The sequence below is a fragment of the Variovorax sp. dw_308 genome, assembly GCF_019207085.1.
In the GTDB taxonomy this organism is placed as follows: Bacteria; Pseudomonadota; Gammaproteobacteria; order Burkholderiales; family Burkholderiaceae_C; genus Variovorax.
Map to the genome: position 1 here is coordinate 533,976 of NZ_JAATOM010000003.1, position 22,262 is coordinate 556,237.

Annotated in this window: 26 protein-coding genes; 12 read left to right on the plus strand and 14 right to left on the minus strand. The window is 66.2% G+C overall.

Annotated features, from left to right (window positions below; translation table 11 throughout):
- Positions 1-5: 5 nt before the first annotated feature.
- Entirely contained in the window at positions 6-563 is a 558-nt protein-coding gene (locus tag HCU76_RS08970; protein ID WP_213955560.1) for a GAF domain-containing protein, read from the plus strand.
- A gap of 72 nt (positions 564-635) precedes the next feature.
- On the opposite strand, the gene HCU76_RS08975 is transcribed toward HCU76_RS08970, so the two are convergent.
- Both HCU76_RS08975 and orn read right to left on the minus strand, forming a co-directional pair.
- A complete protein-coding gene (locus HCU76_RS08975) occupies positions 636-2,474 on the minus strand; it encodes a DEAD/DEAH box helicase (protein ID WP_218509084.1) in 1,839 nt (612 codons plus the stop codon).
- A 206-nt stretch (positions 2,475-2,680) separates the two neighbouring features.
- Complete coding sequence (gene orn, locus HCU76_RS08980) at positions 2,681-3,262, minus strand: oligoribonuclease (protein WP_213955558.1); 582 nt, start codon at positions 3,260-3,262, stop codon at positions 2,681-2,683.
- Positions 3,263-3,321: 59 nt separating this feature from the next.
- On the opposite strand from orn, the gene HCU76_RS08985 reads away from it, so the two are divergent.
- From HCU76_RS08985 to rsgA, 3 genes are read left to right on the plus strand one after another with little or no spacing between them, the layout of a single operon-like run.
- Complete coding sequence (locus tag HCU76_RS08985; RefSeq protein WP_213955557.1) at positions 3,322-4,581, plus strand: M48 family metallopeptidase; 1,260 nt, start codon at positions 3,322-3,324, stop codon at positions 4,579-4,581.
- A gap of 20 nt (positions 4,582-4,601) precedes the next feature.
- On the plus strand, positions 4,602-4,943 hold the full coding sequence (locus HCU76_RS08990; protein WP_218509050.1) for a 4a-hydroxytetrahydrobiopterin dehydratase: 342 nt from the start codon (positions 4,602-4,604) through the stop codon (positions 4,941-4,943).
- Between the two features lie 54 nt (positions 4,944-4,997).
- Positions 4,998-5,912, plus strand: a complete 915-nt coding sequence (gene rsgA, locus HCU76_RS08995; protein ID WP_218509085.1) for a ribosome small subunit-dependent GTPase A — start codon at positions 4,998-5,000, stop codon at positions 5,910-5,912.
- 110 nt (positions 5,913-6,022) lie between these two features.
- Here the strand turns inward: rsgA and hisC are convergent, their stop codons facing one another.
- From hisC to rpsP, 7 genes are all read right to left on the minus strand, one after another.
- On the minus strand, positions 6,023-7,108 hold the full coding sequence (hisC, locus tag HCU76_RS09000; RefSeq protein WP_218509051.1) for a histidinol-phosphate transaminase: 1,086 nt from the start codon (positions 7,106-7,108) through the stop codon (positions 6,023-6,025).
- Positions 7,109-7,111: 3 nt separating this feature from the next.
- Entirely contained in the window at positions 7,112-8,113 is a 1,002-nt protein-coding gene (locus HCU76_RS09005; RefSeq protein ID WP_213955554.1) for a CobD/CbiB family protein, read from the minus strand.
- A 170-nt stretch (positions 8,114-8,283) separates the two neighbouring features.
- The gene (locus HCU76_RS09010; protein WP_213955553.1) at positions 8,284-9,006 is read right to left on the minus strand and encodes a CoA pyrophosphatase; all 723 of its coding nucleotides are present in this window, start codon (positions 9,004-9,006) and stop codon (positions 8,284-8,286) included.
- Positions 9,007-9,119: 113 nt separating this feature from the next.
- A complete protein-coding gene (gene rplS, locus HCU76_RS09015) occupies positions 9,120-9,503 on the minus strand; it encodes a 50S ribosomal protein L19 (protein WP_213955552.1) in 384 nt (127 codons plus the stop codon).
- Positions 9,504-9,613: 110 nt separating this feature from the next.
- On the minus strand, positions 9,614-10,363 hold the full coding sequence (gene trmD, locus HCU76_RS09020; RefSeq protein WP_218509052.1) for a tRNA (guanosine(37)-N1)-methyltransferase TrmD: 750 nt from the start codon (positions 10,361-10,363) through the stop codon (positions 9,614-9,616).
- Positions 10,364-10,394: 31 nt separating this feature from the next.
- Positions 10,395-10,946 carry a ribosome maturation factor RimM gene (gene rimM / locus HCU76_RS09025; RefSeq protein ID WP_218509053.1) on the minus strand — a complete coding sequence of 184 codons (552 nt, stop codon included), beginning with the start codon at positions 10,944-10,946 and terminating at the stop codon, positions 10,395-10,397.
- Between the two features lie 12 nt (positions 10,947-10,958).
- On the minus strand, positions 10,959-11,222 hold the full coding sequence (gene rpsP, locus HCU76_RS09030; RefSeq protein WP_213955549.1) for a 30S ribosomal protein S16: 264 nt from the start codon (positions 11,220-11,222) through the stop codon (positions 10,959-10,961).
- A gap of 149 nt (positions 11,223-11,371) precedes the next feature.
- Between rpsP and HCU76_RS09035 the strand changes: the two genes are divergently transcribed.
- A complete protein-coding gene (locus tag HCU76_RS09035; RefSeq protein ID WP_213955548.1) occupies positions 11,372-11,893 on the plus strand; it encodes a GNAT family N-acetyltransferase in 522 nt (173 codons plus the stop codon).
- Positions 11,890-12,336, plus strand: a complete 447-nt coding sequence (locus HCU76_RS09040; protein WP_213955547.1) for a hypothetical protein — start codon at positions 11,890-11,892, stop codon at positions 12,334-12,336. Before HCU76_RS09035 ends, HCU76_RS09040 begins: the two co-directional genes overlap by 4 nt.
- A gap of 79 nt (positions 12,337-12,415) precedes the next feature.
- Here HCU76_RS09040 and HCU76_RS09045 read toward each other — a convergent pair whose 3' ends face one another.
- From HCU76_RS09045 to hda, 5 genes are all read right to left on the minus strand, one after another.
- On the minus strand, positions 12,416-13,426 hold the full coding sequence (locus HCU76_RS09045; protein WP_213955546.1) for an inorganic phosphate transporter: 1,011 nt from the start codon (positions 13,424-13,426) through the stop codon (positions 12,416-12,418).
- On the minus strand, positions 13,426-14,070 hold the full coding sequence (locus HCU76_RS09050) for a DUF47 domain-containing protein (protein WP_213955545.1): 645 nt from the start codon (positions 14,068-14,070) through the stop codon (positions 13,426-13,428). The genes HCU76_RS09045 and HCU76_RS09050 overlap by 1 nt, the downstream gene beginning before the upstream one ends.
- A gap of 154 nt (positions 14,071-14,224) precedes the next feature.
- Entirely contained in the window at positions 14,225-14,677 is a 453-nt protein-coding gene (gene folK / locus HCU76_RS09055) for a 2-amino-4-hydroxy-6-hydroxymethyldihydropteridine diphosphokinase (protein WP_213955544.1), read from the minus strand.
- A gap of 2 nt (positions 14,678-14,679) precedes the next feature.
- Positions 14,680-16,266, minus strand: coding sequence for a polynucleotide adenylyltransferase PcnB (gene pcnB / locus HCU76_RS09060; protein WP_213955543.1), 1,587 nt, complete (start codon positions 16,264-16,266; stop codon positions 14,680-14,682).
- 25 nt (positions 16,267-16,291) lie between these two features.
- The gene (hda, locus tag HCU76_RS09065; protein ID WP_213955542.1) at positions 16,292-16,975 is read right to left on the minus strand and encodes a DnaA regulatory inactivator Hda; all 684 of its coding nucleotides are present in this window, start codon (positions 16,973-16,975) and stop codon (positions 16,292-16,294) included.
- 189 nt (positions 16,976-17,164) lie between these two features.
- Between hda and purM the strand changes: the two genes are divergently transcribed.
- The 6 genes from purM to HCU76_RS09095 all read left to right on the plus strand — a co-directional run bounded on the left by purM (position 17,165) and on the right by HCU76_RS09095 (position 22,259).
- Entirely contained in the window at positions 17,165-18,205 is a 1,041-nt protein-coding gene (purM, locus tag HCU76_RS09070) for a phosphoribosylformylglycinamidine cyclo-ligase (RefSeq protein ID WP_213955541.1), read from the plus strand.
- 70 nt (positions 18,206-18,275) lie between these two features.
- Entirely contained in the window at positions 18,276-19,331 is a 1,056-nt protein-coding gene (locus HCU76_RS09075) for an AI-2E family transporter (protein WP_213955540.1), read from the plus strand.
- A gap of 120 nt (positions 19,332-19,451) precedes the next feature.
- Entirely contained in the window at positions 19,452-20,009 is a 558-nt protein-coding gene (locus HCU76_RS09080) for a cysteine hydrolase family protein (RefSeq protein ID WP_213955539.1), read from the plus strand.
- 24 nt (positions 20,010-20,033) lie between these two features.
- Positions 20,034-20,669: a glutathione S-transferase family protein gene (locus tag HCU76_RS09085; protein ID WP_213955538.1), complete on the plus strand. Its 636-nt coding sequence runs from the start codon at positions 20,034-20,036 to the stop codon at positions 20,667-20,669.
- Entirely contained in the window at positions 20,662-21,291 is a 630-nt protein-coding gene (locus HCU76_RS09090; RefSeq protein ID WP_213955537.1) for a DJ-1/PfpI family protein, read from the plus strand. The genes HCU76_RS09085 and HCU76_RS09090 overlap by 8 nt, the downstream gene beginning before the upstream one ends.
- A complete protein-coding gene (locus HCU76_RS09095) occupies positions 21,258-22,259 on the plus strand; it encodes a GlxA family transcriptional regulator (protein ID WP_213955536.1) in 1,002 nt (333 codons plus the stop codon). Before HCU76_RS09090 ends, HCU76_RS09095 begins: the two co-directional genes overlap by 34 nt.
- Positions 22,260-22,262 lie beyond the last annotated feature (3 nt).

Below are 22,262 nucleotides of genomic sequence, written 5' to 3' on the forward strand. Positions count from 1 at the left end.
CGGACATGCTGGAAGTCCGCATCTCCGAGCTGCTGGTGGCCACGCCGGAAGGCGCTGACGCCCTGATCAGCGACGTGGTTCCCGACGTCCTGCGCCTGCTGCGCGAGCACCTGAAGATGGACGTGGTGTTCGTCTCCGAGTTCGTGGACAACCGGCGTGTGTTCCGGCGCGTGGAGACCGGCACCCGCAAGCGCCCGATCGAAGTCGGCCAGTCCGATCCGCTCGAAGAAAGCTTCTGCCAGCGCGTCATCGACGGCCGCCTGCCGCGCATGGTGGCCAACGCAGCCGCCCATGCCCTCTCGGCGGACCTGCCCGCGACGCCCTTCCCCGTCGGCGCGCACCTGAGCACGCCGATCATCCTGAACGATGGCCGCGTGTACGGCACCCTCTGCTGCTTCAGCTACGCGCCGAACGACGAACTCACGAAGCGCGACCTGAAGAAGCTGGAGATGTCGGCCCAGCTTGCGGCGCGCCGCATCGACCAACAGAACGCACGCGAAGCCGAGAAGGCCATGGCCAACTGGTCACTCGAACCGCGCGAAGAACTGGCCCCTTGGCGTTGATTGACGCAATGCCGAATTGGAAAAGGCCCGCTCCTTTCGGCAGCGGGCCTTTTTCATGGTGCTATTCGCTGATCAGCGGCTGGGCTTGAAGCCACGCTTCTGCTGCGCGTCGCGCGGCACGAAGACCTTGCCAGCACCGCCGTTGCCGCGCGGTGCGCCGAAGCCTTCGTTGCGGCCACCGCCGCCGAAGTTGCCGCGCGGTGCGGCGTTGTCGCCCCAGCCCGGCTTGCGGCCGAAGCTGCCTTCATCACGGTCGCGGCCGCCACCAAAACCACGCGGTGCCGGGGCGCCGCCGCCCATCGGGGGACGCGCGCCACGGTCGTTGAAGCCGCTGGCGCCGGCATAGCCGCCGCTCGGGGCGCTGCGATGGCCACCGCCATTGCCGCCGCCGAACTTGCGGTCACGCGAATGGAAGTCGCCGCGCGGGGCGCCACCACGGTCGCGGTCGCCGCCGAAGCCTTGCGGGCGCGACTGCGGCATGCGTTGCTGTGGTTCCAGGCCAGGAATGGTCTCGGCCTTGAAGTTCTGGTGGCTGTAGTGCTCGATGTCCATGATCTTGCGGCGATCGCGGAACTCGGCGAACGTGACGGCGATGCCGTCGCGGCCAGCACGGCCGGTGCGGCCGATGCGGTGGGTGTAGTCCTCGGCCTTCATCGGCAGGCCGAAGTTGAACACGTGCGTGATGGTCGGCACGTCGATGCCGCGGGCAGCCACGTCGGTCGCGACGAGGATCTGCACCTGGCCTTGACGCAGCGCCATCAGGCGACGGTTGCGCAGGCCTTGGCTCAGCGCGCCGTGCAGTGCGACAGCGCTGAAGCCGTCTTGTTGCAGGTCGTTGGCGAGGCCGTCGCACTCGACTTGGGTGCTGGCGAAAACGATCGCCTGGTTGATGGTGGTGTCGCGCAGCCAGTGGTCGAGCATCTTGCGCTTGTGGACCATGTTGTCGGCCCAGAACAGCGACTGCTTGATGTTCGCGTGCTTCTCTTGCGGCGAATCGATCTGCACCTTTTGCGGCGCTCGCATCACGCGGGCGGCGAGTTGCTGGATGCGCGGCGCGAAGGTCGCGCTGAACATCATCGTCTGCTTGCGCTCGATGGTGAGTTGGTTGACTTCGGCGAGGTCGTCCGAGAAGCCCAGGTCGAGCATGCGGTCGGCTTCGTCGACGACCAAGAATTGCACCTGGTCGAGCTTGATCTGCATCGAGCGTTGCAGGTCCAGCAGGCGGCCGGGCGTTGCAACCACCAGGTTGGCGTTCTGCAGCTTGGCGATCTGCAGTTGGTACGGCATGCCGCCGACTACGCTGGCGACGCGCAGGCCGCGGCAATGGCGAACCAGGTCGATCGCGTCGTGCGCGACTTGCTGCGCGAGTTCGCGCGTCGGGCACAGGATCAGGGCGCCGGGGGTGGCGGCTTTGAAATTGCGCGTGTTGGTCGGGTCCTTGCGCTTGGCCTTCTTCGGCGGTGCTTCGCCGCGGGCGATGGCTTCGTCGGACTGGCGCTGGAACTCGGCCTTGGCGGCGGCTTCGGCTTCGGCTTCCTGCTTCAGCAGCGTGTGCAGAACGGGCAGCAGGAAGGCGGCGGTCTTGCCGCTGCCGGTCTGGCTCGAGACCATCAGGTCGATGAACTTGGCGGCGCCGTCGGCGCTGCCCATGGCCAGGGGAATGACCTTGTCCTGCACGGTGGTCGGCTGCTCGAAGCCGAGGTCGGCGACGGCGGCGACCAGTTCCTGGGCGAGGCCGAGGCGGATGAAGCCGTTGGGCGCCTTGGGTTCGTCGGCGGGCACTGCGGCCACGTCGAGCGTGTCGAGCAAGGTGATGTCGGAATGCGACTCCACGGGCGCGAAATCGTTGATGGATGCGGATGCGGATTGCACAGGCGCGAACTCGCCCTGCGCTTCAAAAGCGTCGGTCATGTAACTTTTTTCTCTACGCGAGCGCTGCCGCAGGCGGCGCCCCGTCGGGTGGTTAAAAACATCAACCATCCAACGACATACAGCGATCGCTTTCGCGAAGCCGGGCCCATTCGTTTGGGCGCTAGTGCAAGACGGGGAGATGCAAGAAGTCGCTACAACGTGTAGCGAAGCCCTAGATTATGGCACGAATTCGGGTATTTACCTAATCATTCAAGATTCAGTAACGTTTCCCGATAGTGAACTAGTTCATCGATCGACTCATGAACATCGGCCAGCGCAGTGTGCGCCTGCTGCTTCTTGAAGCCGTTGTAGGCCGTCGGCTTCCATCGCTTGGCGATTTCCTTCAGGGTGCTGACGTCGAGGTTCCGATAGTGGAAGTAGGCCTCGAGCTTGGGCATGAACTTGACGAGGAAGCGGCGGTCCTGCCCGATGGTGTTGCCGCACATGGGCGAGCCCTGCTTGGGGATGTAGCCCTTGATGAACTCCAGCAACTGCTCTTCGGCGGCCGCTTCGTCCAGGGTGGAAGCCTTGACCTTGTCGATCAGGCCGCTGCGCCCATGCGTGCCCTTGTTCCAGGCGTCCATGGCGTCGAGCACCTCGTCAGTCTGGTGGATGACGAGCACCGGGCCTTCGATGCGCGGCGTCAGGTCGGGGCCGGTGACGACCACGGCGATTTCGAGGAGGCGTTCCTTCTCGGGGTCGAGCCCGCTCATCTCGCAGTCGAGCCAGACCAGGTTCTGGTCGCTTTTCTTCAGGGTCGGGGGAGTCTGTTCTGTCGATTCGGGCATCGTGGGATTGTCGTCGAAGGCTCGCCGGCTCCGGGCGCGACGACTAAACTCGGCGGCCCATGAATGCCTCACTCCTTTTCACTTCCGCCTTTGCGGCCGCCCTGCTGGTCGACTTGTTGCTGAAGTTCTGGCTGGCCTCAAGGCAGATCCGCCATGTGGCGAAAAACCGAAACGTCGTTCCGGCCGACTATGCCTCGGCCATCACGCTCGAGTCGCACCAGAAGGCAGCCGACTACACCATCGCCAAGGCCCGCTTCGGCCTGATCGAAGTGGCTTGGGGCGCCGCCCTGTTGCTGGCCTGGACGTTGCTCGGCGGCGTCGACCTGCTCAACAAGGCGCTGCTCGCCTGGCTGGGCGGCGGCATGGTGCAGCAACTGGCGCTGCTCGGCGCATTCACGGCCATCGGCAGCCTCCTCGAACTGCCGTTTGCGCTTTGGCGTACCTTCGTGCTCGAAGAACGCTTCGGCTTCAACAAGATGACGTGGAAGCGCTGGGTGCTGGATGCGCTGATCAAGGCGGGACTGTTCATCGCCTTCGGACTGCCGATCACCGCGCTGGTCCTGTGGCTCATGGGCGCCACCGGCGCCCTGTGGTGGATCTGGGCCTGGGGTGCGGTCGCCCTCTTCATGCTGCTCGCGCAACTGGTGTATCCCAACCTGATTGCGCCGCTCTTCAACAAGTTCAAGCCGCTGGACGACCCCACGATCAAGGCGCGCGTCACCGCGCTGCTGAAGCGCTGCGGCTTCGTCGCCAAGGGTTTGTTCGTGATGGATGGAAGCACGCGCAGCACCCATTCCAACGCCTACTTCACTGGCTTCGGCGCCAACAAGCGCGTCGTGTTCTACGACACGCTGCTGCGCCAGCTCAGCGCCGGCGAAATGGAAGCCGTGCTCGCGCATGAACTCGGCCACTACAAGCGGCACCACATCATCAAGGCCCTCGCCTTGTCGTTCACGATGAGCCTGATCGGATTCGCGTTGCTGGGGTGGCTCTGCGCGCAGTCCTGGTTCTATACCGGACTGGGCGTGCAGCCGAACATGGCCGCGCCCAACAACGGCCTCGCGCTGCTGCTGTTCATGCTGGCGATCCCGGTGTTCACCTTCCTCATCGGACCGTTGTTCGCGCAGTTCTCGCGGCGCAACGAGTTCGAGGCGGATGCCTATGCCGTGGCCCAGACCAACGGCAACGACCTGCGCGCCGCCCTGCTCAAGCTCTATGACGACAACAAGGCGACGCTGACACCCGATCCGGTGTTCGTGAAGTTCTACTACTCGCACCCCCCTGCGTCCGAGCGCCTCGCGCGCATGGCCGCCAGCTGATCCGAACGGAATCCCCGGGAATGTCCACCAGCATGTTCAAGGCCAAGGAATGGCAAGGCCATGCGCGCCGCGCGCTGAGCGCCACCGAAGTCGTGGCCAGCCTCGCGCGCCTCGACGGATGGAAGCTCGCCGGCGACGGCGCCAACGTGGCCATCGAGAAGACCTACACCTTCGCCAACTACTTCGAGACGATCGCCTTCGTCAATGCGCTGGCGATGATCGCGCACCGCGAAGACCATCATCCCGACCTCTCCGTGCACTACAACCGCTGCGTGGTCCGCTTCAACACGCACGATGTCGGCGGCATCTCGTCGAGCGACTTCGACTGCGCCACGCAAGCCGACGCGCTGCTCGCCCATTGAACGCCGCCGCAACCATGGAACAAGCCGGTGGCTAAGCAGCACAGCGCGCCGGCCATGGCCGAACTGGATGTCGGCATCGTGGTGGCCAGTCACGGCCGGCACTGCGTGGTCGAGACGCCCGAGGGCGAACAGGTGATCTGCCATCCGCGCGGCAAGAAGAGCCAGGCCGTCGTTGGCGACCGCGTGCGCTGGCAGGCGAGTGAGGACGAAGGCACGATCGAGCGCGTCGAGACGCGCCGCAACCTCTTCTACCGCCAGGATGAAATCCGCACCAAGTCCTTTGCCGCAAACCTGGACCATGTGCTGATCCTGATCGCGGCCGAACCGGAATTCTCCGAGCACCAACTGGCGCGCGCGCTCATCGCGGCCGAGGCCGAGCGCATCGCGCCGATCATCGCCCTCAACAAGAGCGACCTGGTCGTCCCCTTCGAACGCGCCTGGGCACGGCTGGCGCCCTACCGGCGCATGCACCACGGCGTACTGCCGCTGTCGCTGAAGGCATCCGGCGAGGTCGACCATGCGTCACTGCTCAAGCTGCTTGCCGGGAAGACAACGCTGGTGCTCGGCCCCTCCGGCGCAGGCAAGAGCACGCTGATCAACCTGCTGGTGCCCGGCGCGCTGGCCCAGACCGGCGAGATCTCGAAGGCGCTCAATTCCGGCAAGCACACGACCACCAGCACCAGTTGGTACTGGGTCGACAAGTACAGCGAGACGGCATTGATCGACTCACCGGGCTTCCAGGAATTCGGCCTCAATCACATCGAGCCGATGCGACTGGCCGGCCTGATGCCCGACATTGCCGAGCATGCATCGAACTGCAAGTTCTACAACTGCACGCATTTGCATGAACCCGGCTGCGGCGTGATTCCACACGTGGAAACCGCCACGCAGCCCGGCCCGATCAGCGCAACGCGCTACCGGATCTACGGCGAGCTTTTTGCCGAATTGAGCCAGCGGCGCTTCCCCTGATACGACTTTGAAATCAAGCGCAGAACAAGGCGAGGCCGCAGACAGTGCTGTAGCACGGCAAGGCGACCCAACGCAGTCATGCGTTTGATCGCGAAGTCGTATGAGTCGATTCAGGGCGCGAGGATGCCGTTCAGTGCGTTGATCAGCGCACCGCACTGATCGCGCGTGCCGATGCTGATGCGCAGGTACTGGGCGATCCGCGGCGCGCCAAAGTGCCGCACCAGTACGGCGCGCTCGCGCAGCGCAGCGGCCATCTCGCCTGCGTCATGTTGCGGGTGCCGCACAAAGACGAAGTTCGCTTGCGATGGGAGCACCTCGAAGCCCAGGTCTTCCAGTTGCAGGCTCAAACCTTCGCGCGTGTCCATGACGGCCTTGCAGGTCCGGTCGAACCAGGTTTCGTCCTGCAGCGCGGCCACGGCGCCGGCCAGCGCGGGGCGCCCCAGCGGGTACGAATTGAAAGTATTCTTGCCGCGCGTCATGGCCTCGATCAGGTGCACCTGGCCGCACGCGAAGCCAACCCTCAGGCCCGCCAAGGCGCGCGACTTGGAAAGCGTCTGCACCACCAGCAGATTCGGATACCTCGCGACGAGCGGCAACGCACTTTCGCCGCCGAAATCGACGTACGCCTCATCGACCAGCACCACTCGACCCGGGCAAGCCTGCAGAAGGCGCTCGATCTGCGTGAGCGGCAGGCCGATGCCGGTTGGCGCATTCGGATTGGCCAGCACGATGCCGCCGCAGCCACGCGCGGCACGCGCGGCCAGCGCATCGACGTCGATGCGCATGCCATCGTCCACCGGAAGCAACTCGCAAGGGATGTCGTAGCGCTGTGCGTAGACGCGGTAGAAGCTGTAGGTCACATCCGGGAACAGCAGCGGCTCGGCCTGCCGGAAGAACGCGAAGAACGCATGCGCCAGCACTTCGTCGGAGCCGTTGCCGGCAAACACCTGATCGGCGTGGAGACCATGCCGCCGTGCCACCGCTTCACGCAATTCCAGCGACTCCGGATCGGGATAGCGCTCCAGCCCCGCCGCCGCAGCGCGTTGGACGGCATCGACAGCGAGCGGCGACGGCGGATACGGGTTCTCGTTGGTGTTGAGCTTGACCAAGCTCGCGATGCGCGGCTGCTCGCCGGGCACGTACGGCTCGAGCGCGGCGAGGCGCGGGCTGTAGAAGCTCGGCTGGGATGCGGACATCGATCAGCCCAGCAAGCGGGCCAGCGTGAGCAACGCAAGCAACAGCATCCACATCACGACCGAGCGCCAGACCAGCCCGACCACGCTGCGCAGGTGTCCCGGCTCGGGCTCGCGCCCCGGCGTGCTGCCGCTGTCCGGCCCATGGATGCTCGCGATCGACTCGCCCGCCTGGGCGCGCGAGAGCGGATCGGTCACAGGCGCGGGCCGCAGCCCGCCGCCGCCGAGCCGCACATTCACCGCGCCCGAGGTCGCGGCCAGGATCACGCCGTCGTTGGGATCCGGGAAACGCCGGGCATCATTGCGCCAGCAATCGATCGCGTCCTCGAAGCTGCCCACCACCGCAAAACCGAGCGCAGTGATGCGCGCCGGCACCCAGTCGATCGCATTCCAGGCGCCGGCCGACGAATGCTGGACCCACTTGCTCGACGGCTGCACCGATGCGCCATCCTTGTGGGCCCAGTACCGCGCCACGAACTCGCTCATGCGGTAGAACACCGCGCCAGCCGGCCCCAGGCCGAACGCCGCAAGAATCGAGAACCAGGCCAGCACGCCGAACACGTGCCGATGCGCCGCGATCACCGAATGCTCGATCACCCGCCGGATGACTTCGCTGCGCGACAGGTTGGCAGCATCGACCCGTTGCCACTGGGCCAGCAGCGATCGCGCGAGCGGATCATCGCCGCTGTCGAGGGCATCGCGAATGCCGGTGAAGTGGTGGCTGAACTGCCGGAATCCCAGCGTCGTATAGACCACTGCGATGCTCCAGACCACCGCAAAAGGCAGGCCCAGCGTGAGCACCAGCCCCCAGTAGATGCCAAATGAAAACAGCGTCGGCAAGCCGACCGCCAAGCCCCAGGCAATCCAGCCGTGGTGAGACTTGCCGGCGTCGAAGTTGCGACTGACCCAGCGCGTCCAGGCCAATACGGCACCGTAGACCGGGTTGTGATACGCAAGCGGCCGGACCTGCTCGATCAGCAAAGCGCACAGGATGGCGAAGAAACTCATGTTTCGATGATAGCGAGCACCGCTCGATTTCCGATCCAGCGCCCCTCGTCACGCGTCCCGGGAGTCAGGTAAAGAGCCCCTTCGTGGGTGCCCGCGGAAGGCGCGTTGCCGGGCTGCCGGGTGCGCACTCTCGAGGGAGCGCCGCAGGCACATTCGCGGGTGGGTTTCTTTCAGGCGATCAGGAAGCGATAGAGGTTGCGAAGCATCCCCGCTGTCGCACCCCACACGAAGCGCTCGTTCACCCCATCCTGGTAAGGCATCGAGTACCACTCGCGCGACTTGCGCTCGGCATCGGGCATCGCATGGCGGCGGTGATTGGCGGGGTCCATCAGGAACGCGAGCGGCACCTCGAAGGCATCGGCCACTTCGTCGGGGTTCGGCATCAGCGTGAAGCCCGGCTGCACCAGCGCCACCACCGGCGTGACGATGAATGAAGTCACGGTGGTGTAGGTCGGCAGGCTGCCGAGAATCTCGACATATCCAGCCGACAGCCCCACTTCTTCCCAGGCTTCGCGCAGCGCCGCGGCAGCGACGTTGGCATCTTCAGGGTCGACGCGCCCCCCCGGAAACGCGACCTGGCCCGAGTGCGTCGTCATGCGCGACGCGCGCTCGGTCAACAGCACCGTGGGCTCGCCGTCATGCAGCACGATCGGCACCAGCACCGCTGCCTGCGCCGGGGCCCGATCCATCAGACGGGGTTCGCGGCGCAGTTCCGGCACCCAATCGGGTGGCGCGGCAAAGCGTGCGCGCAGCGCCGCGGGCGTGAGTTCGGCACGAGCGACCGCCGGCAGACCGCGGTCGACGGCCACCACCGGCACTGCGCGCGGGTCGAAGGAAAGCAGGGACGCAGCCGCAATGGTGGTGGCGGGTTCGACAACGGCGGCGGATTCCATGGGGGATCGGTCGGTCAGTTGAGGCTCCTTGGAATTTCAATGCAAGACATGGGCCGGGCCCAATGCAAAAAGCCGCCTGGACTGGCGGCTTTTTGCACAACGGAAGGCGCAGCTTATTGGGCGGCGGCAGCGTTGGTCGACTTGCCCGGCAGCTTTTCCTTGATGCGTGCCGACCGGCCGCTGCGCTCGCGCAGGTAGTACAGCTTGGCACGGCGCACATCGCCACGACGCTTGACTTCGATGCCGGCGATCAACGGGCTGTAGGTCTGGAACGTACGCTCCACGCCTTCGCCGCTGGAGATCTTGCGCACGGTGAAGCCGCTGTTGAGGCCGCGATTGCGCTTGGCAATGACGACGCCTTCGTAGGCCTGCACGCGCTTGCGGGTGCCTTCGACGACGCTCACGCTCACGATGACGGTGTCACCAGGCATGAAATCGGGGATCTTCTTGTTGAGCCGGGCGATTTCTTCCTGCTCGAGGGTCTGGATGAGGTTCATGATTTCCTGTGATTGATCTTGTCCGCGCTGCACTAAAGGCGTTCGCTGATCGAATCCAGCAGAGTGGATGATTGCGGACGCGGCCGGCCAGAGGATCGGGGAACCAAAGATTATAGCTTTTTTTTGAGCACAGCTTCATCGACCTTGTCCAGGCGGCCTGCGGCGCGCGCCACCTCGATCAATTCGGGGCGGTGCGCAGAGGTGATAGCCAAGCTTTGGTCGCGTCGCCAGCGCTCGATCTTCGCATGATGGCCCGACATCAGCGGCGCCGGCACCGGCCGGCCCTGCCATTGCTCGGGCCGCGTGTAGTGGGGGCAGTCGAGCAGGCCGTCCAGTGCCGGATTGAAACTGTCCTGCACATGGCTCGCTTCGTCGCCCAGCACGCCCGGTTGCAGGCGCGCGACCGCATCGAGCAGGGCCATGGCGGGAATCTCGCCGCCTGACAGTACGAAGTCGCCCAGGCTCACCTGGTGCGTAACGCGGGCGTCGATGAAGCGCTGGTCGATGCCCTCGTAGCGGCCGCAGACGAGCACCGCGCCAGCACTGCCGGACCATTGCTCGATTGCAGCGTGCTGCAGCTTTTCGCCGATGGGGGAGAACAGCAGGACCGGCACTGGCGCTTCGCCGCGCGCAGCCAGCACGGCGTCCAGGCAGGCGGACAGCGGCTCCGCCATCATCACCATGCCCGGGCCGCCACCGAAGGGCCGGTCGTCCACACGCTTGTAGTTGCCTGCGGTAAAGTCGCGCGGATTCCACAGCACCACCTCGACCTGCTTCGATTCGTACGCGCGGCGCGTCACGCCGCTCACGAGGAACGGAGCGAACAGTTTGGGGAAAAGCGTGAGAACGTCGAAGCGCATGGATGCGCCGGCTGCCGGGACGGCAGGCCGTTCAGTAGTCAGGCTGCCAGTCGACCGTGATGGTCCGGCCCGCCAGATCGACGCTGTCGACGAATGCCGAGACGAATGGCACCAGCCGCTCGACCGCGACGCCGCCCTCTTCCGCCGCCAGCACCAGCGTGGTCTGCGGACCCGCGGCGAGCAACTCGCGCACCGTGCCGAGCTTGACGCCTTCGCGGTTCACCACGTCCAGGCCGATCAGGTCGACCCAGTAGTACTCGTCAATGCCCGCCGTGGGAAAGCTCGAACGCGGCACGAACACGCGCGCGCCGCGCAGGGCCTCGGCCGCAGTGCGGTCCACCACGTCTTCGGAGCAGGCGACGATGCAGTCGGAATGGTCCTTCGCTTCCCGGATGGGCAAGCGGAAAACGCCGGCTGCTGCACCGGGGGCTTGCAGGAACCAGCGTTTGGAAGAGAACAGCGCCTCGGGTTGGGCGCTGTGGGGCAGGACCTTGAACCAGCCCTTGATGCCCCAGGCATCGGCGATGCGCCCTACCTCGATCGCGTCCGCCGGGAGTTCGGCGGCTTCGAGCGTGGTCAGCATCGCCGGCGCGGCTTAGGCTGCCGCCGCGGGAGCCGCTGCGGCGGCTTGCTTGATCAGGCGTGCCACGGTGGGCGAAGCCTGGGCGCCGACGCTCTTCCAGTAGGTCAGGCGGTCTTGCGCAATGCGGATGCTTTCTTCGTTTTCCTTGGCGATCGGGTTGTAGAAACCCAGGCGCTCGATGAAACGGCCATCGCGGCGAACGCGCTTGTCCGACACGACGATGTTGAAGAACGGACGGCCCTTGGAGCCGCCGCGGGAGAGTCGAATGACGACCATGTTTTATCCTTGGGGTGGTGGAATTTCTTCCAGCGAGTTCTTTCAGCGTTGAGACACGCGCAATGACCACCCGGCCAGCGACACGCTGAAAAGCCTTCTATTATAGCCTGCTCCGGCAACAGGCCGTTTTTCTCGTTTTTCCCTTCCCCATGCTCACCATTCGCCCGAGCCGCGACGAAGACGTCGCAGCCATCACCGCCATCTACGCCCACCACGTGCTGCATGGCACCGGCTCCTTCGAAACCGAGCCACCGACCGAGGCCGACATGACCGGGCGCCGCACCGATGTGCTCTCCAAAAACCTGCCCTACCTTGTCGCGGAACAGGACGGCGAGGTGGTGGGCTTTGCCTATTGCAACTGGTTCAAGCCGCGTCCGGCCTATCGCTTCTCAGCGGAGGACTCCATCTACATCGCCGAATCAGCGCGCGGTCAGGGCCTGGGCGCGAAACTGCTCGCCGAACTGACGCTGGCAGCGGAAGCTGTCGGCGTGCGCAAGCTGATCGCGGTGATCGGCGATTCCGCAAACCTCGGCTCCGTCGGCGTGCATCGCGCGCAGGGCTTCGGCCACGTCGGGGTGCTCAAGGATTGCGGCTGGAAATTCGGCCAATGGCGCGACATCGTCCTGATGGAAAAAGTGATCGGCCAAGGCAGCACGACAAACCCCGAATGAAGAACAAGACCTTTGCCGCGTGGCTCGCCTTCCTGGGCGGGCCGCTGGGCCTGCACTGCTTCTACCTGCGCGGCCTCGGCAGCCTGCCCGGTTGGTTGCTGCCCATCCCGACTGCGCTCGGCGCCTACGGCCTGGAGCGCGCCCGGATGTACGGGATGGACGACGCATGGAGTTGGGTGCTGGTGCCGCTGCTCGGCTTCACCATCGCGGGCTGCGCCCTGACGGCCATCGTCTACGGCCTGATGACGCCGGAGAAGTGGAATGCCCGCTACAACGCCAGTGCGCCGCTCGACGCGCCGCCGGGCCGCACGCAGTGGCTGACGATCGGGGCGGTGGTCTTGGCGTTGCTGTTTGGCAGCACGATCCTGATGGCCAGCATCGCGTTCAGCTTCCAGCGCTACTTCGAATACCAGGTCGAGGAAGGCCGGAAGATTTCGCAGTAGGCCACGCAGCCCGTCAGGCGCACCAGGTCGCGATGACGGAAGCGGTTCGCGCAGACGTCTCGTCCGAATGCAGAGATGGTCAGAACAACTGCAAGCTGACCCAGTAAGCGATCGCGGCCACGAAGGCCGACGCCGGAATCGTGAAGATCCACGCCCACACGATCGTACCCGCCACGCCCCAGCGCACCGCGCTGGCGCGCTGCGCCGAGCCCACGCCGACGATGGCGCCGGTGATGGTGTGCGTCGTCGACACGGGAATGCCTAGCGCGGTCGCGAGGAAGAGTGTCAGCGCTCCACCCGTCTCGGCGCAAAAGCCGCCGACGGGCTTGAGCTTGGTGATCTTCTGCCCCATGGTCTTCACGATGCGCCAGCCGCCAAACATGGTGCCGAGCGCGATCGCGGTGTAGCAGCTCACGATGGTCCAGGTGGGCGGATTGGCATCGCTGGCAGTGGCATAGCCGGTGGCGATGAGCAGCATCCAGATGATGCCGATGGTTTTCTGCGCATCGTTGCCGCCGTGGCCCAGGCTGTAGGCACCGGCCGAGACCAGTTGCAGCCGCCGGAACCAGCGGTCCACGCGCGACGGTGTCGACTTGCGGAAGATCCAGGCCACCAGCACCATCATCATCGAGCCGAGGAAAAAGCCCAGCAGCGGCGACACGAAGATGAAGGCCACCGTCTTCCAGATGCCGCTGGCCACCAGTCCGCCGGAGCCGGACTTGGCAATCACCGCGCCGACGATGCCGCCGATCAGTGCATGCGACGAACTGCTCGGAATGCCGTAGTACCAGGTCACGAGGTTCCAGCTGATGGCCCCGACCAGCGCGCCGAACACCACGTGCACGTCGATGACGCCCGGGTCCGCGATGCCCTTGCCGACGGTCGCGGCCACGCTCAGGTGAAAGATGAAGATCGCAATCAGGTTGAAGAAGGCCGCAAACACCACCGCCTGGCCCGGCTTGAGCACGCCGGTGGACACCACGGTCGCGATCGAATTGGCCGCGTCGTGGAACCCGTTCATGAAGTCGAAGCCGATCGCCAGCGCGACCAGCAGGGCGACCACCCAGAAGCTGACCTGAACCGCTTCCATCAGGAGTTCTCGAGGATGATGCCTTCGATGACGTTGGCGACGTCCTCGCACTTGTCAGTGATGGTTTCCAGCAGTTCGTAGATCGCCTTGAGCTTGATCACTTCGCGAACGTCGGGCTCTTCGCGGAACAACTTGCTCATGGCGCTGCGCATGACGCGGTCGGCATCGGATTCGATGCGGTCGATTTCCTCGCAACCCTTGAGCGCAGCCTCGGCGATGGCCGGTTCGGCGATGCGGCCGAGGAACTTGACGGTGTCCTTCAGCTTGTCGCAGCACTTCACGCTCAGCGTGGTGAGGCGCACGATTTCATCGGTCATGTGGCGCACGTCGTACAGCGCCATGGTTTCGGCCGAGTCCTGGATCAGGTCAGCCACGTCGTCCATCGTGTTGATGAGTTTGTGGATCTGCTCGCGGTCGATCGGCGTGATGAAGGTCTTGTGCAGCAGGCGGTTGACGTCGTGGGTCACGCGATCGGCGGCACGCTCAGCGTTATCGACGTCGCGGTTGTACTGCTCGCGCAGGTGCACGTCGTTGTAGTTGGCAACCAGTTGCTCGAAAGCACGCGCCGCCTCCACGATGCGGTCGGCATGCTGGTTGAACATCTCGAAAAAATTCCCCTCGCGGGGCAGCAGCTTGCCGAACATGGCCTCTCCTGGGAGTGTTGCGGCTACCACATGTCCGTGACGCCGCTGTGAAAAACCGCGCAAGTGTAATAGGGTTAGGCCGTAGCCCGCGGACTGGACAAGGATCCGGATTTGGTGTAACAGATTGCGTCCTCTCGTCGCGAACCACTCGACCTCAAATGCGCTCTATCGCCTGGGTTGCCACCGCCGCGATCTGTTGCGGCGTGACCAGGTCTGGCGCGATCTCGGCAAGGGGCAGCAACACGAACGCGCGTTGCAGCATGCGCGGGTGCGGCAAGGTCAGCGCGGGCGTGTCGAGCGCGCAGGCGCCATGCAGCAGCAGGTCCAGGTCCAGCGTGCGCGGCGCATTGCGGTACGGGCGCTCACGGCCGGCCTGCGATTCGAGCCGCTGCAATTCGGCCAGCAGGGCGACCGGATCCAGGCCCGATTCGAGCGCCACGACGGCGTTGTAGAAGTCCGGCCCCGATGCCTCGAAGGGTGCGCTCCGGTACATGGACGAACGCGCCACGACGCGCGTTTGCGCGAGGCCATCCAGCGCTCCCATTGCCTGCTCCACGGTGGCCTTCGCGTCGCCCAGGTTGGCGCCGAGGGCGACGTAGGCACGCATGCTCACTCGCCCGAAGATGCGTTCTGATCGCCGCCGCCACCGCCCTCCGGGCGCGGCTTGCGGCGGCGCCGGCGCTTGCGCGGCGCGACAGCCTCGCCATCGGGTGGAACGGCAATCTCCGGCGCCGACGCGGACGTTGCGGCGGCACGAGGCTGCGACACCTCCTGCTTTGGCTGCTGCGACTGCGGCGCACGAACGCGCACGCGTGGCCCCTTCTTCTGCTCGTCGCGCACCTGGTCCATCAGGTCCTGCCGGCGCATGTCATCGGCGGTGCTGAACTCCTGCCACCACTCGCCGATTTCCTCGCTGACCTCGCCCACGTCCGCACGCAGGCGCATGAAATCGAAGCCAGCACGGAAGCGCGCCTGCTCAACCAGGCTGTAGGGCGTGGCGCCGACGCGCTTGTCGAAGCGCGGCTGCATCATCCAGATCTCGCGCATGTCGGCGGCCAGCTTGCCGCGGCCCGACACGTCGCCGATGCGCGAATTGAACACGTCATCGATCGCATCCTGCAGCGCCGGATACGAGGGCTGGCCGCGTTGTCCGTGCTGACCTGCGATGCGCGCGGCCCAGCCGTCGCGCACGTCGGCCCACAGCACGCAGGCGAGCAGGAAGCTCGGCGCGACAGGCTTGCCCTCGCCGACGCGGCGGTCGGTGTCCTGCAAGGCGGCGGTGACGAAGGGCTGGTCCGCGCGCTCGACGACGACGTCGAGCAGCGGATAGATGCCGGTGCTCAGGCCCAGCTTCTTGAGCTGCGCGATGGTCGCGATCGAGTGCCCGGTCTGCAGGAGCTTGAGCATTTCATCGAACAGCCTGCTCTGCGGCACGTCGGCCAAGAGCTTGCTCGAATCGACGAGCGGGGCCTTGGTCTTGGGCTCCAGCGAGAAGCCGAGCCCGGCGAGCTTGGCCGAGAAGCGGATGGCGCGAATGATGCGCACCGGGTCTTCGCGATAGCGCGTGGCCGGGTCGCCGATCATGCGCAGCGTGAGCTTCTTCGCGTCCTTGATGCCATTGTGGTAGTCGACCACGACCTGGTTGGCCGGGTCGTAATACATGGCATTCACGGTGAAGTCGCGACGCGCAGCGTCTTCGTCCTGCGGGCCCCAGACGTTGTCACGCAGCACGCGGCCCGACGAATCCACCGCATGCTTCATGCTCGCGAGCTCGCCCTTGCTGGTGCGCTCGTTGCCCTTGACCTGCTCGGCGGCGGCGTTGTCCATGTAGGCGCGGAAGGTCGAGACTTCGATGACTTCATGCTCACGGCCGCGCCCGTACACCACATGCACGATGCGAAAGCGCCGGCCGATGATGAAGGCGCGGCGGAACAGGCTCTTGACCTGCTCGGGCGTGGCGTTGGTCGCCACGTCGAAATCCTTGGGCCTCAGTCCCAGCAGCAGGTCGCGCACGGCGCCACCGACCACGTAGGCCTCGTAGCCCGCTTGCTGCAGCGTGGTGACGACGTTCTTCGCACGCTCGTCGACCAGCGCAGGGTCGATGCCGTGCACGCTGGCAGGGACTTCCTGGCGTTTGCCGAAGCGCGTGGCGCCGGAGGATTTGCCAAGGAGCTTGTCTATGAATTTCTTGATCATGGGTTCTGTTCGCGGCTCGCGCCGCTCATTCGTTCTCGAGCATCGCCCGGATCAGCGGGATCGTGATGGCGCGCTGGGTGCGCAATGCGAAGCCGTCGAGCTGGTCGAGCAACTCGATCAGGCTGCCCAGGTCGCGGCTGAAGCGGTGCAGCATGTAGTCGAGCACCTCGTCCGACAACATGACGCCGCGCGCGTCGGCGGCCCGGCGCAGCACCGCGCGACGCTCGGCCTCGCTCAACAGTTGCAACTGGAACACATGGCCCCAGCCGAGCCGGGTGCGCAGGTCTTCGCGCAGCGGCAGGTCGGCCGGCGGCAACGCACCGGCTGCCACCACGCCGCGCTGCAGGCTCTGTGCATTGACGAACCAGTTGAACGCGGCGTGCTGCTGCACCGCCGAGTACAGGTGCACATCGTCCATCAGCACGGCGACCCAGCGTTCGTCGAAATCCGGCGGCTCCGCGAGGTCCGCGTGCAGCCAGCCCACCGTGCCGCCCTGCTCATGAAGCGCCGAGGAAACCGCCTCCAGCAGATGCGTCTTGCCGCAACCGCCGTCGCCCCACAGGTAGGTGGGCACCGGCGAATGCAAGGCCTGCGCGCCCTCGCCGACCCACACCTGCAGGTGGCGCACGGCAGCCTCGTTCGGACCGGCGAAGAAGCCGGCCAGGGTCGGGCTGGTTGCCAGGCCGATATCGAGCGCGAGTTGTTTCATGCCCCGACGCGGCAACGCTGTACCGTGCCGTGACCGGCCAATTCAATCGTGGGCGCTGTGCTGAGGTTCATGGAGCAGGAAGAGGCGCGGGCCGGCGGCCCTTAAAATCGTGTCGAATTCTATCGGCCCGGGCATCGCGCCCGGCGCCCCTCCCCACTCCCTCGGCTTCCCGCTGTCCCCGCACACACCATGACCTCGAACTCGCCCGCCCCTCTCAGCTACAAGGATGCAGGAGTCGACATCGACGCGGGCGATGCCCTGGTCGACCGCATCAAGCCGCTTGCGAAGAAAACCATGCGCGAAGGCGTGCTGGCCGGCATCGGCGGGTTCGGCGCGCTGTTCGAAGTGCCCAAGCGCTACAAGGAACCGGTGCTGGTGAGCGGCACCGATGGCGTCGGCACCAAGCTCAAGCTGGCCTTCGAATGGAACATGCACGACACGGTCGGCATCGACCTGGTCGCGATGAGCGTGAACGACGTGCTGGTGCAAGGCGCCGAACCGTTGTTCTTCCTGGACTATTTCGCCTGCGGCAAGCTCGAAGTCGACACCGCTGCGGCGGTCATCGGCGGCATTGCGCGCGGTTGCGAATTGAGCGGCTGCGCACTGATCGGCGGCGAGACGGCGGAGATGCCCGGCATGTACCCGGCCGGCGAATACGACCTGGCGGGCTTCGCGGTCGGCGCGGTCGAGAAGTCGAAGATCCTCACCGGCGCCAGCGTGAAGCCGGGCGACGTGGTGCTGGGGCTTGCCTCCGCGGGCGTGCATTCGAACGGCTTCAGCCTGGTGCGCAAGGTGATCGAACGCGCGGGCAGCGACCTGCCTGCGACGCTGGATGGCCGGCCCTTCCGCCAGGCCGTGATGGCGCCGACGCGGCTCTACGTGAAGCCGGTGCTCGAGGCGCTCGGCCTGCACCCGATCAAGGCACTGGCCCACATCACCGGCGGCGGTTTGCTGGAGAACATCCCGCGTGTGCTGCCCGAGGGCATGGCCGCCCACTTGCAAAAGGGCAGCTGGCCGCAAACTGAGCTTTTCGCCTGGCTGCAGAAGGTGGCCGGCATCGACGACATCGAGATGAACCGTACTTTCAACAATGGCATCGGCATGGTGGTGGTGATCGACCCCGCGCACGCGGCGGCCTGCGCCGCGACGCTGCGCGCAGCCGGCGAATCGGTCCACGAAATTGGCGTGATCGCCGCTCGCGGCGAGGGCGCTGTGGTGGTGGTCCGCTGACGTGAAGGAACTCCGGCCGCAGCGCGTCCCGACACAGGAGAAACGCGCCTCCGCGGCGGCGAATCCTGACTTGCGCGAAGTGGCGGGCCGCGGCACGCCGGCCTCCCGCAACGTGGTGATCGCCAGCTACCTGCTGATCACCGGCGGCCTGTTGCTGGTGCTGTGGCAGAACTTGCTCCCGGGCTTGTTGTTCGTCTGCATCGGCTTCCTTGGCACGCGCCGTCTCTCGCGGCTCTTCCACGGCCTGCTGCGCCGCGCATGGACATTCGGCGACGGCACGAGACAGTCCTCCTGGGCCGGAGGCGCTGCCGCCGCGCTGGTGGTGCTGGCGCCCATCGGGCTGCTGGCGCTGGGCTACACGGAAGCGCGCGAGTTCGTGCTCAATGCACCTGAGCAATACCAGGAACTGCTCGATTACATCGCCCGCACCATCCTTGAATTGAAGCTCAAGCTGCCGCCGGAAGTGGCGATGTACCTGCCTGAAGGTTCCGGCGAGGTTCAACGCATGGTGGCGAACTATCTGCGCGCGCAGGCTGGCGCCCTGGCGAACACGGGACGGGCCTGGCTGGGTGGATTGCTGTTTTCATACGTCGGCCTGATCGTCGGTTCGCTGGCCGGATTGGCGCGCGACAGCAAGCTCCAGGGGCCGCTAGCCAATGAATTGCGCCGGCGCATCCGCTTGTTTGGCGAGGCTTTTCGGCAGATCGTGGCGGCGCAGTTCTGGATTGCAGCCTTCAACACGATGCTGACCGCGCTGTTCCTGTTGCTGATCCTGCCGCTCTGGGACTTGGAGTTGCCGTATGCGCCGGCGCTCATCACGCTGACCTTCGTGGCCGGACTGGTGCCGATCGTGGGCAACCTCCTGTGCAACGCGGTGCTCACGCTGGTGGGGCTGTCGGTGTCGCCGATGGCAGCGGCCGCGTGCCTGGTCTTCCTGATCCTGATCCACAAGGCGGAGTACGTGATCAACGCCAAGGTTGTAGGTAGCCGCACGCACATGGCCGTGTGGGAACTGCTGGCGGTGATGTTCGTGGCCGAGGCGGTGTTCGGCCCGGCCGGGCTGGTGGCGGCGCCGCTGTTCTACGCGTATCTCAAGAAAGAGCTCCAGGCGGCCAAGCTCGTTTGAACGCGCGACAGACGCTTGTTGTCCGTTATTGATCGGTTCGTGTCCTTCCCGGCTGGGACGGCGGGCTTGTCGCGAAGGAAGATCAGGCGCACCATCCACTTCGCCGAAAAGGGCGCGCCCATGAAAAGCTGTCTCATAGTGATCGACGTCCAGGAGTCGTTCCGCCATCGCCCCTATTCGACGGAACGCGACATGACGCCGTACCTGGCTGCGCAGAATGCGTTGATCGAGGGCTGCGTGGCGGCCGATGTGCCGGTCGTACGGGTGCTTCATTCGGACGGGCCGGAAGTCGCCGGCAACCCCTTTGCGCTGGCCTCGGGCCATGTGCGCCCGCTGGAAGGGCTCACCGATTTCGCACCCGCAGCCACCTTCACCAAGCATCGCCACAGCGCGCTCGTTGGCACCGGCCTGGACGTGTGGCTCACGCAGAACGGCATCGGCAAGATCATCGTCAGCGGCATCCGCACCGAGCAATGCTGCGAGACGACCACCCGCCACGCCTGGGACAGCGGCTGGCAGGTCGACTACGTGCTCGACGCCACCCTCACCTACGACATGGTGCAGCCGGACGGCCGGCCCTTGCCCGCCGCGGACATCAAGGCGCGCACCGCGACCGTGCTCGAAGGCCGCTTCGCCCATGTCTGCACGGTGTCGCAAGCGCTGGCCAGGCTGGGCTGACAGGTCAGGAAAGTCAGGACACCGATGGACTACTCGCTTTACGGGCATCCCGAATCCGGCCACTCGTTCAAGGTCAAGCTCGCGCTGGAAGTGGCCGACATCCCGCATGACTACGAGGTGGTCGACATCTCCGGGCCGCACCCCGAGCGCCCGGAGCCCTTCCGCAGCCTGGCGCGCTATGGCGAGGTGCCGGTGCTGGTGTACCGGCAGCAGGCCTATGTGCAGTCCAACGCGATCCTGCTCTTCCTGGCGGCGCAGACGCACCGCTTCGGCGGAGAGGACACTGCCCGCCTGGCGCGTGCGCAGGAGTGGCTGTTCTGGGAGGCCAACCGGCTGGGCCTGAGCCTGGCGCACCTGCGCTTCGCGCGGCGCTTCGATGCGCTGAGCTATCCGGAGGGCTCGCTGGTGTGGTTCGAGCGACGCTATGCGCACGACATCCATCGGCTGGACCAGGAGTTCCGCGATGGTCGCCGCTTCGTCCTCGACGACGCGCCGAGCGTTGCCGACTTCAGCCTGTGCGGCTACCTCTACTGGGCCGACCAGGCGCAGGTCGATGTGCCGCCGGGCGTGGCCGGCTGGCTCGAGCGCATCAGCCAGTTGCCCGGCTGGGCTGCGCCCGCCGACCTGCTCGCGGACAGGAAGGCGGCGGTCCATGTCTAAGGTGCTGATCCTGGCCTTCGATGGCGTGGAAGCGTTGGACTTCGCAGGACCGTTCGAGGTCTTCACCACAGCCACCCGCATGCACCAGCGCCTGCATCCCGATGCCGCGCCCTTGTTCTCCGTGGCCTCGGTGGCGGACGTTGCCGATACAGGGCAGGCGGTCGCCGCACGCGCCGGCCTGCGCCTGCTGCCGGACCACACCCTGGCCCAGAGCCCTCCGGCCGATGTGCTGATCGTGCCCGGCGGGGTCGTCGACACGCCGATGGCCAGCAGCGCCACGCTGGCCTGGATCGCAAGGCAGGCGGGCGCGGCGCGCATCACGGCCTCCGTATGCACCGGCGCCTTCCTGCTGGCCGCGGCCGGCGTGGCCGGCGATGGCGACATCGTCACGACGCACTGGGAAGACGTGGCTGATCTGCGTCGACAGTTTCCGGCGCTGCAGGTGCAGCAAGGCCCCCGCTGGGTGGACAACGGCCGCGTCGTCACATCGGCCGGCATCAGCGCGGGCATCGACATGAGCCTGCACCTGGTCGAACGCCTGGCCGGCCGCGCACTGGCCGAGCGCACGGCGCGTCAGATGGACTTCGAATGGACCGAGAACGAGACCCAAGAACCCGCGTAGTCTTCGTGCTGCAGGCCCGCAGCCTGGTGCTCGACTGGGCCGGGCCGGCCGAGGCCTTGCGTATCGCCAACCAGCAGCTGGTGGCTCGTGGCGACGCGGCCCGATTCGCGCTGGAATTCGTCAGTGCCGAGTCTGCATCGGTCACGTCCGTGGGCGTCGCATTGCAAGGCCTGGCGCCGCTGCCGACGCATTGGGACGATCGGGCCACCTGGGTGGTGCTGGTCGGGTTGCCGGGCGACGCCATTGACGTCGAGAACCCTGAGGCCCGCGCGCTGCTGCACTGGCTGCGTGGCCTGCGGCTGGAGGCCGGCCGGCTCGAACTGGTGACGGTCTGCGCAGGTGCCGTGCTCGCCGCGCACGCAGGCCATCTCGCCGGCCGGCGCGCCACCACGCACCACCATCACCTCGACGAGTTGCAACGTATCGAGCCACGCTGCGACGTGGTCGCCAATCGCGTGTTCGTGCTCGACGCGCCCCTCTACAGCAGCGCCGGCGTGACGACCGGCATCGACCTGGTGCTGCACCGCATCGGCGAGACCTGCGGGGAGGCGCTCGCGGCGCAGGTGGCGCAGACGATGGTGGTGGCGCTGCGACGCGGCCCGCACGACCCGGAGTTGTCGCCCTTCCTCGCCTATCGCAACCACATGCATGCCGCGTTGCACCGTGTGCAGGACGCGGTGAGCGAGCAACCCGGCAACAAGTGGGACGTGCCACGCATGGCCGGTGTCGCCCTGACGTCGCCGCGGCACCTGACGCGGCTGTTCGTCGAGCATGCAGGCGTGCCGCCGCTGGAGTACCTGCGCCGCATCCGCCTGGCCAGTGCACAGCTCGCGCTGGGCTCCGGCGCCACGGTCACGCGCGCGGCGGAGCGGGCGGGATTCAGTTCCGACACGCAACTGCGCCGCGCTTGGCGGCAGTTCGGACTGCCCGGGTCACCGTCCAGGCAGGCAGCGCCCGCACGGCGCTGACGC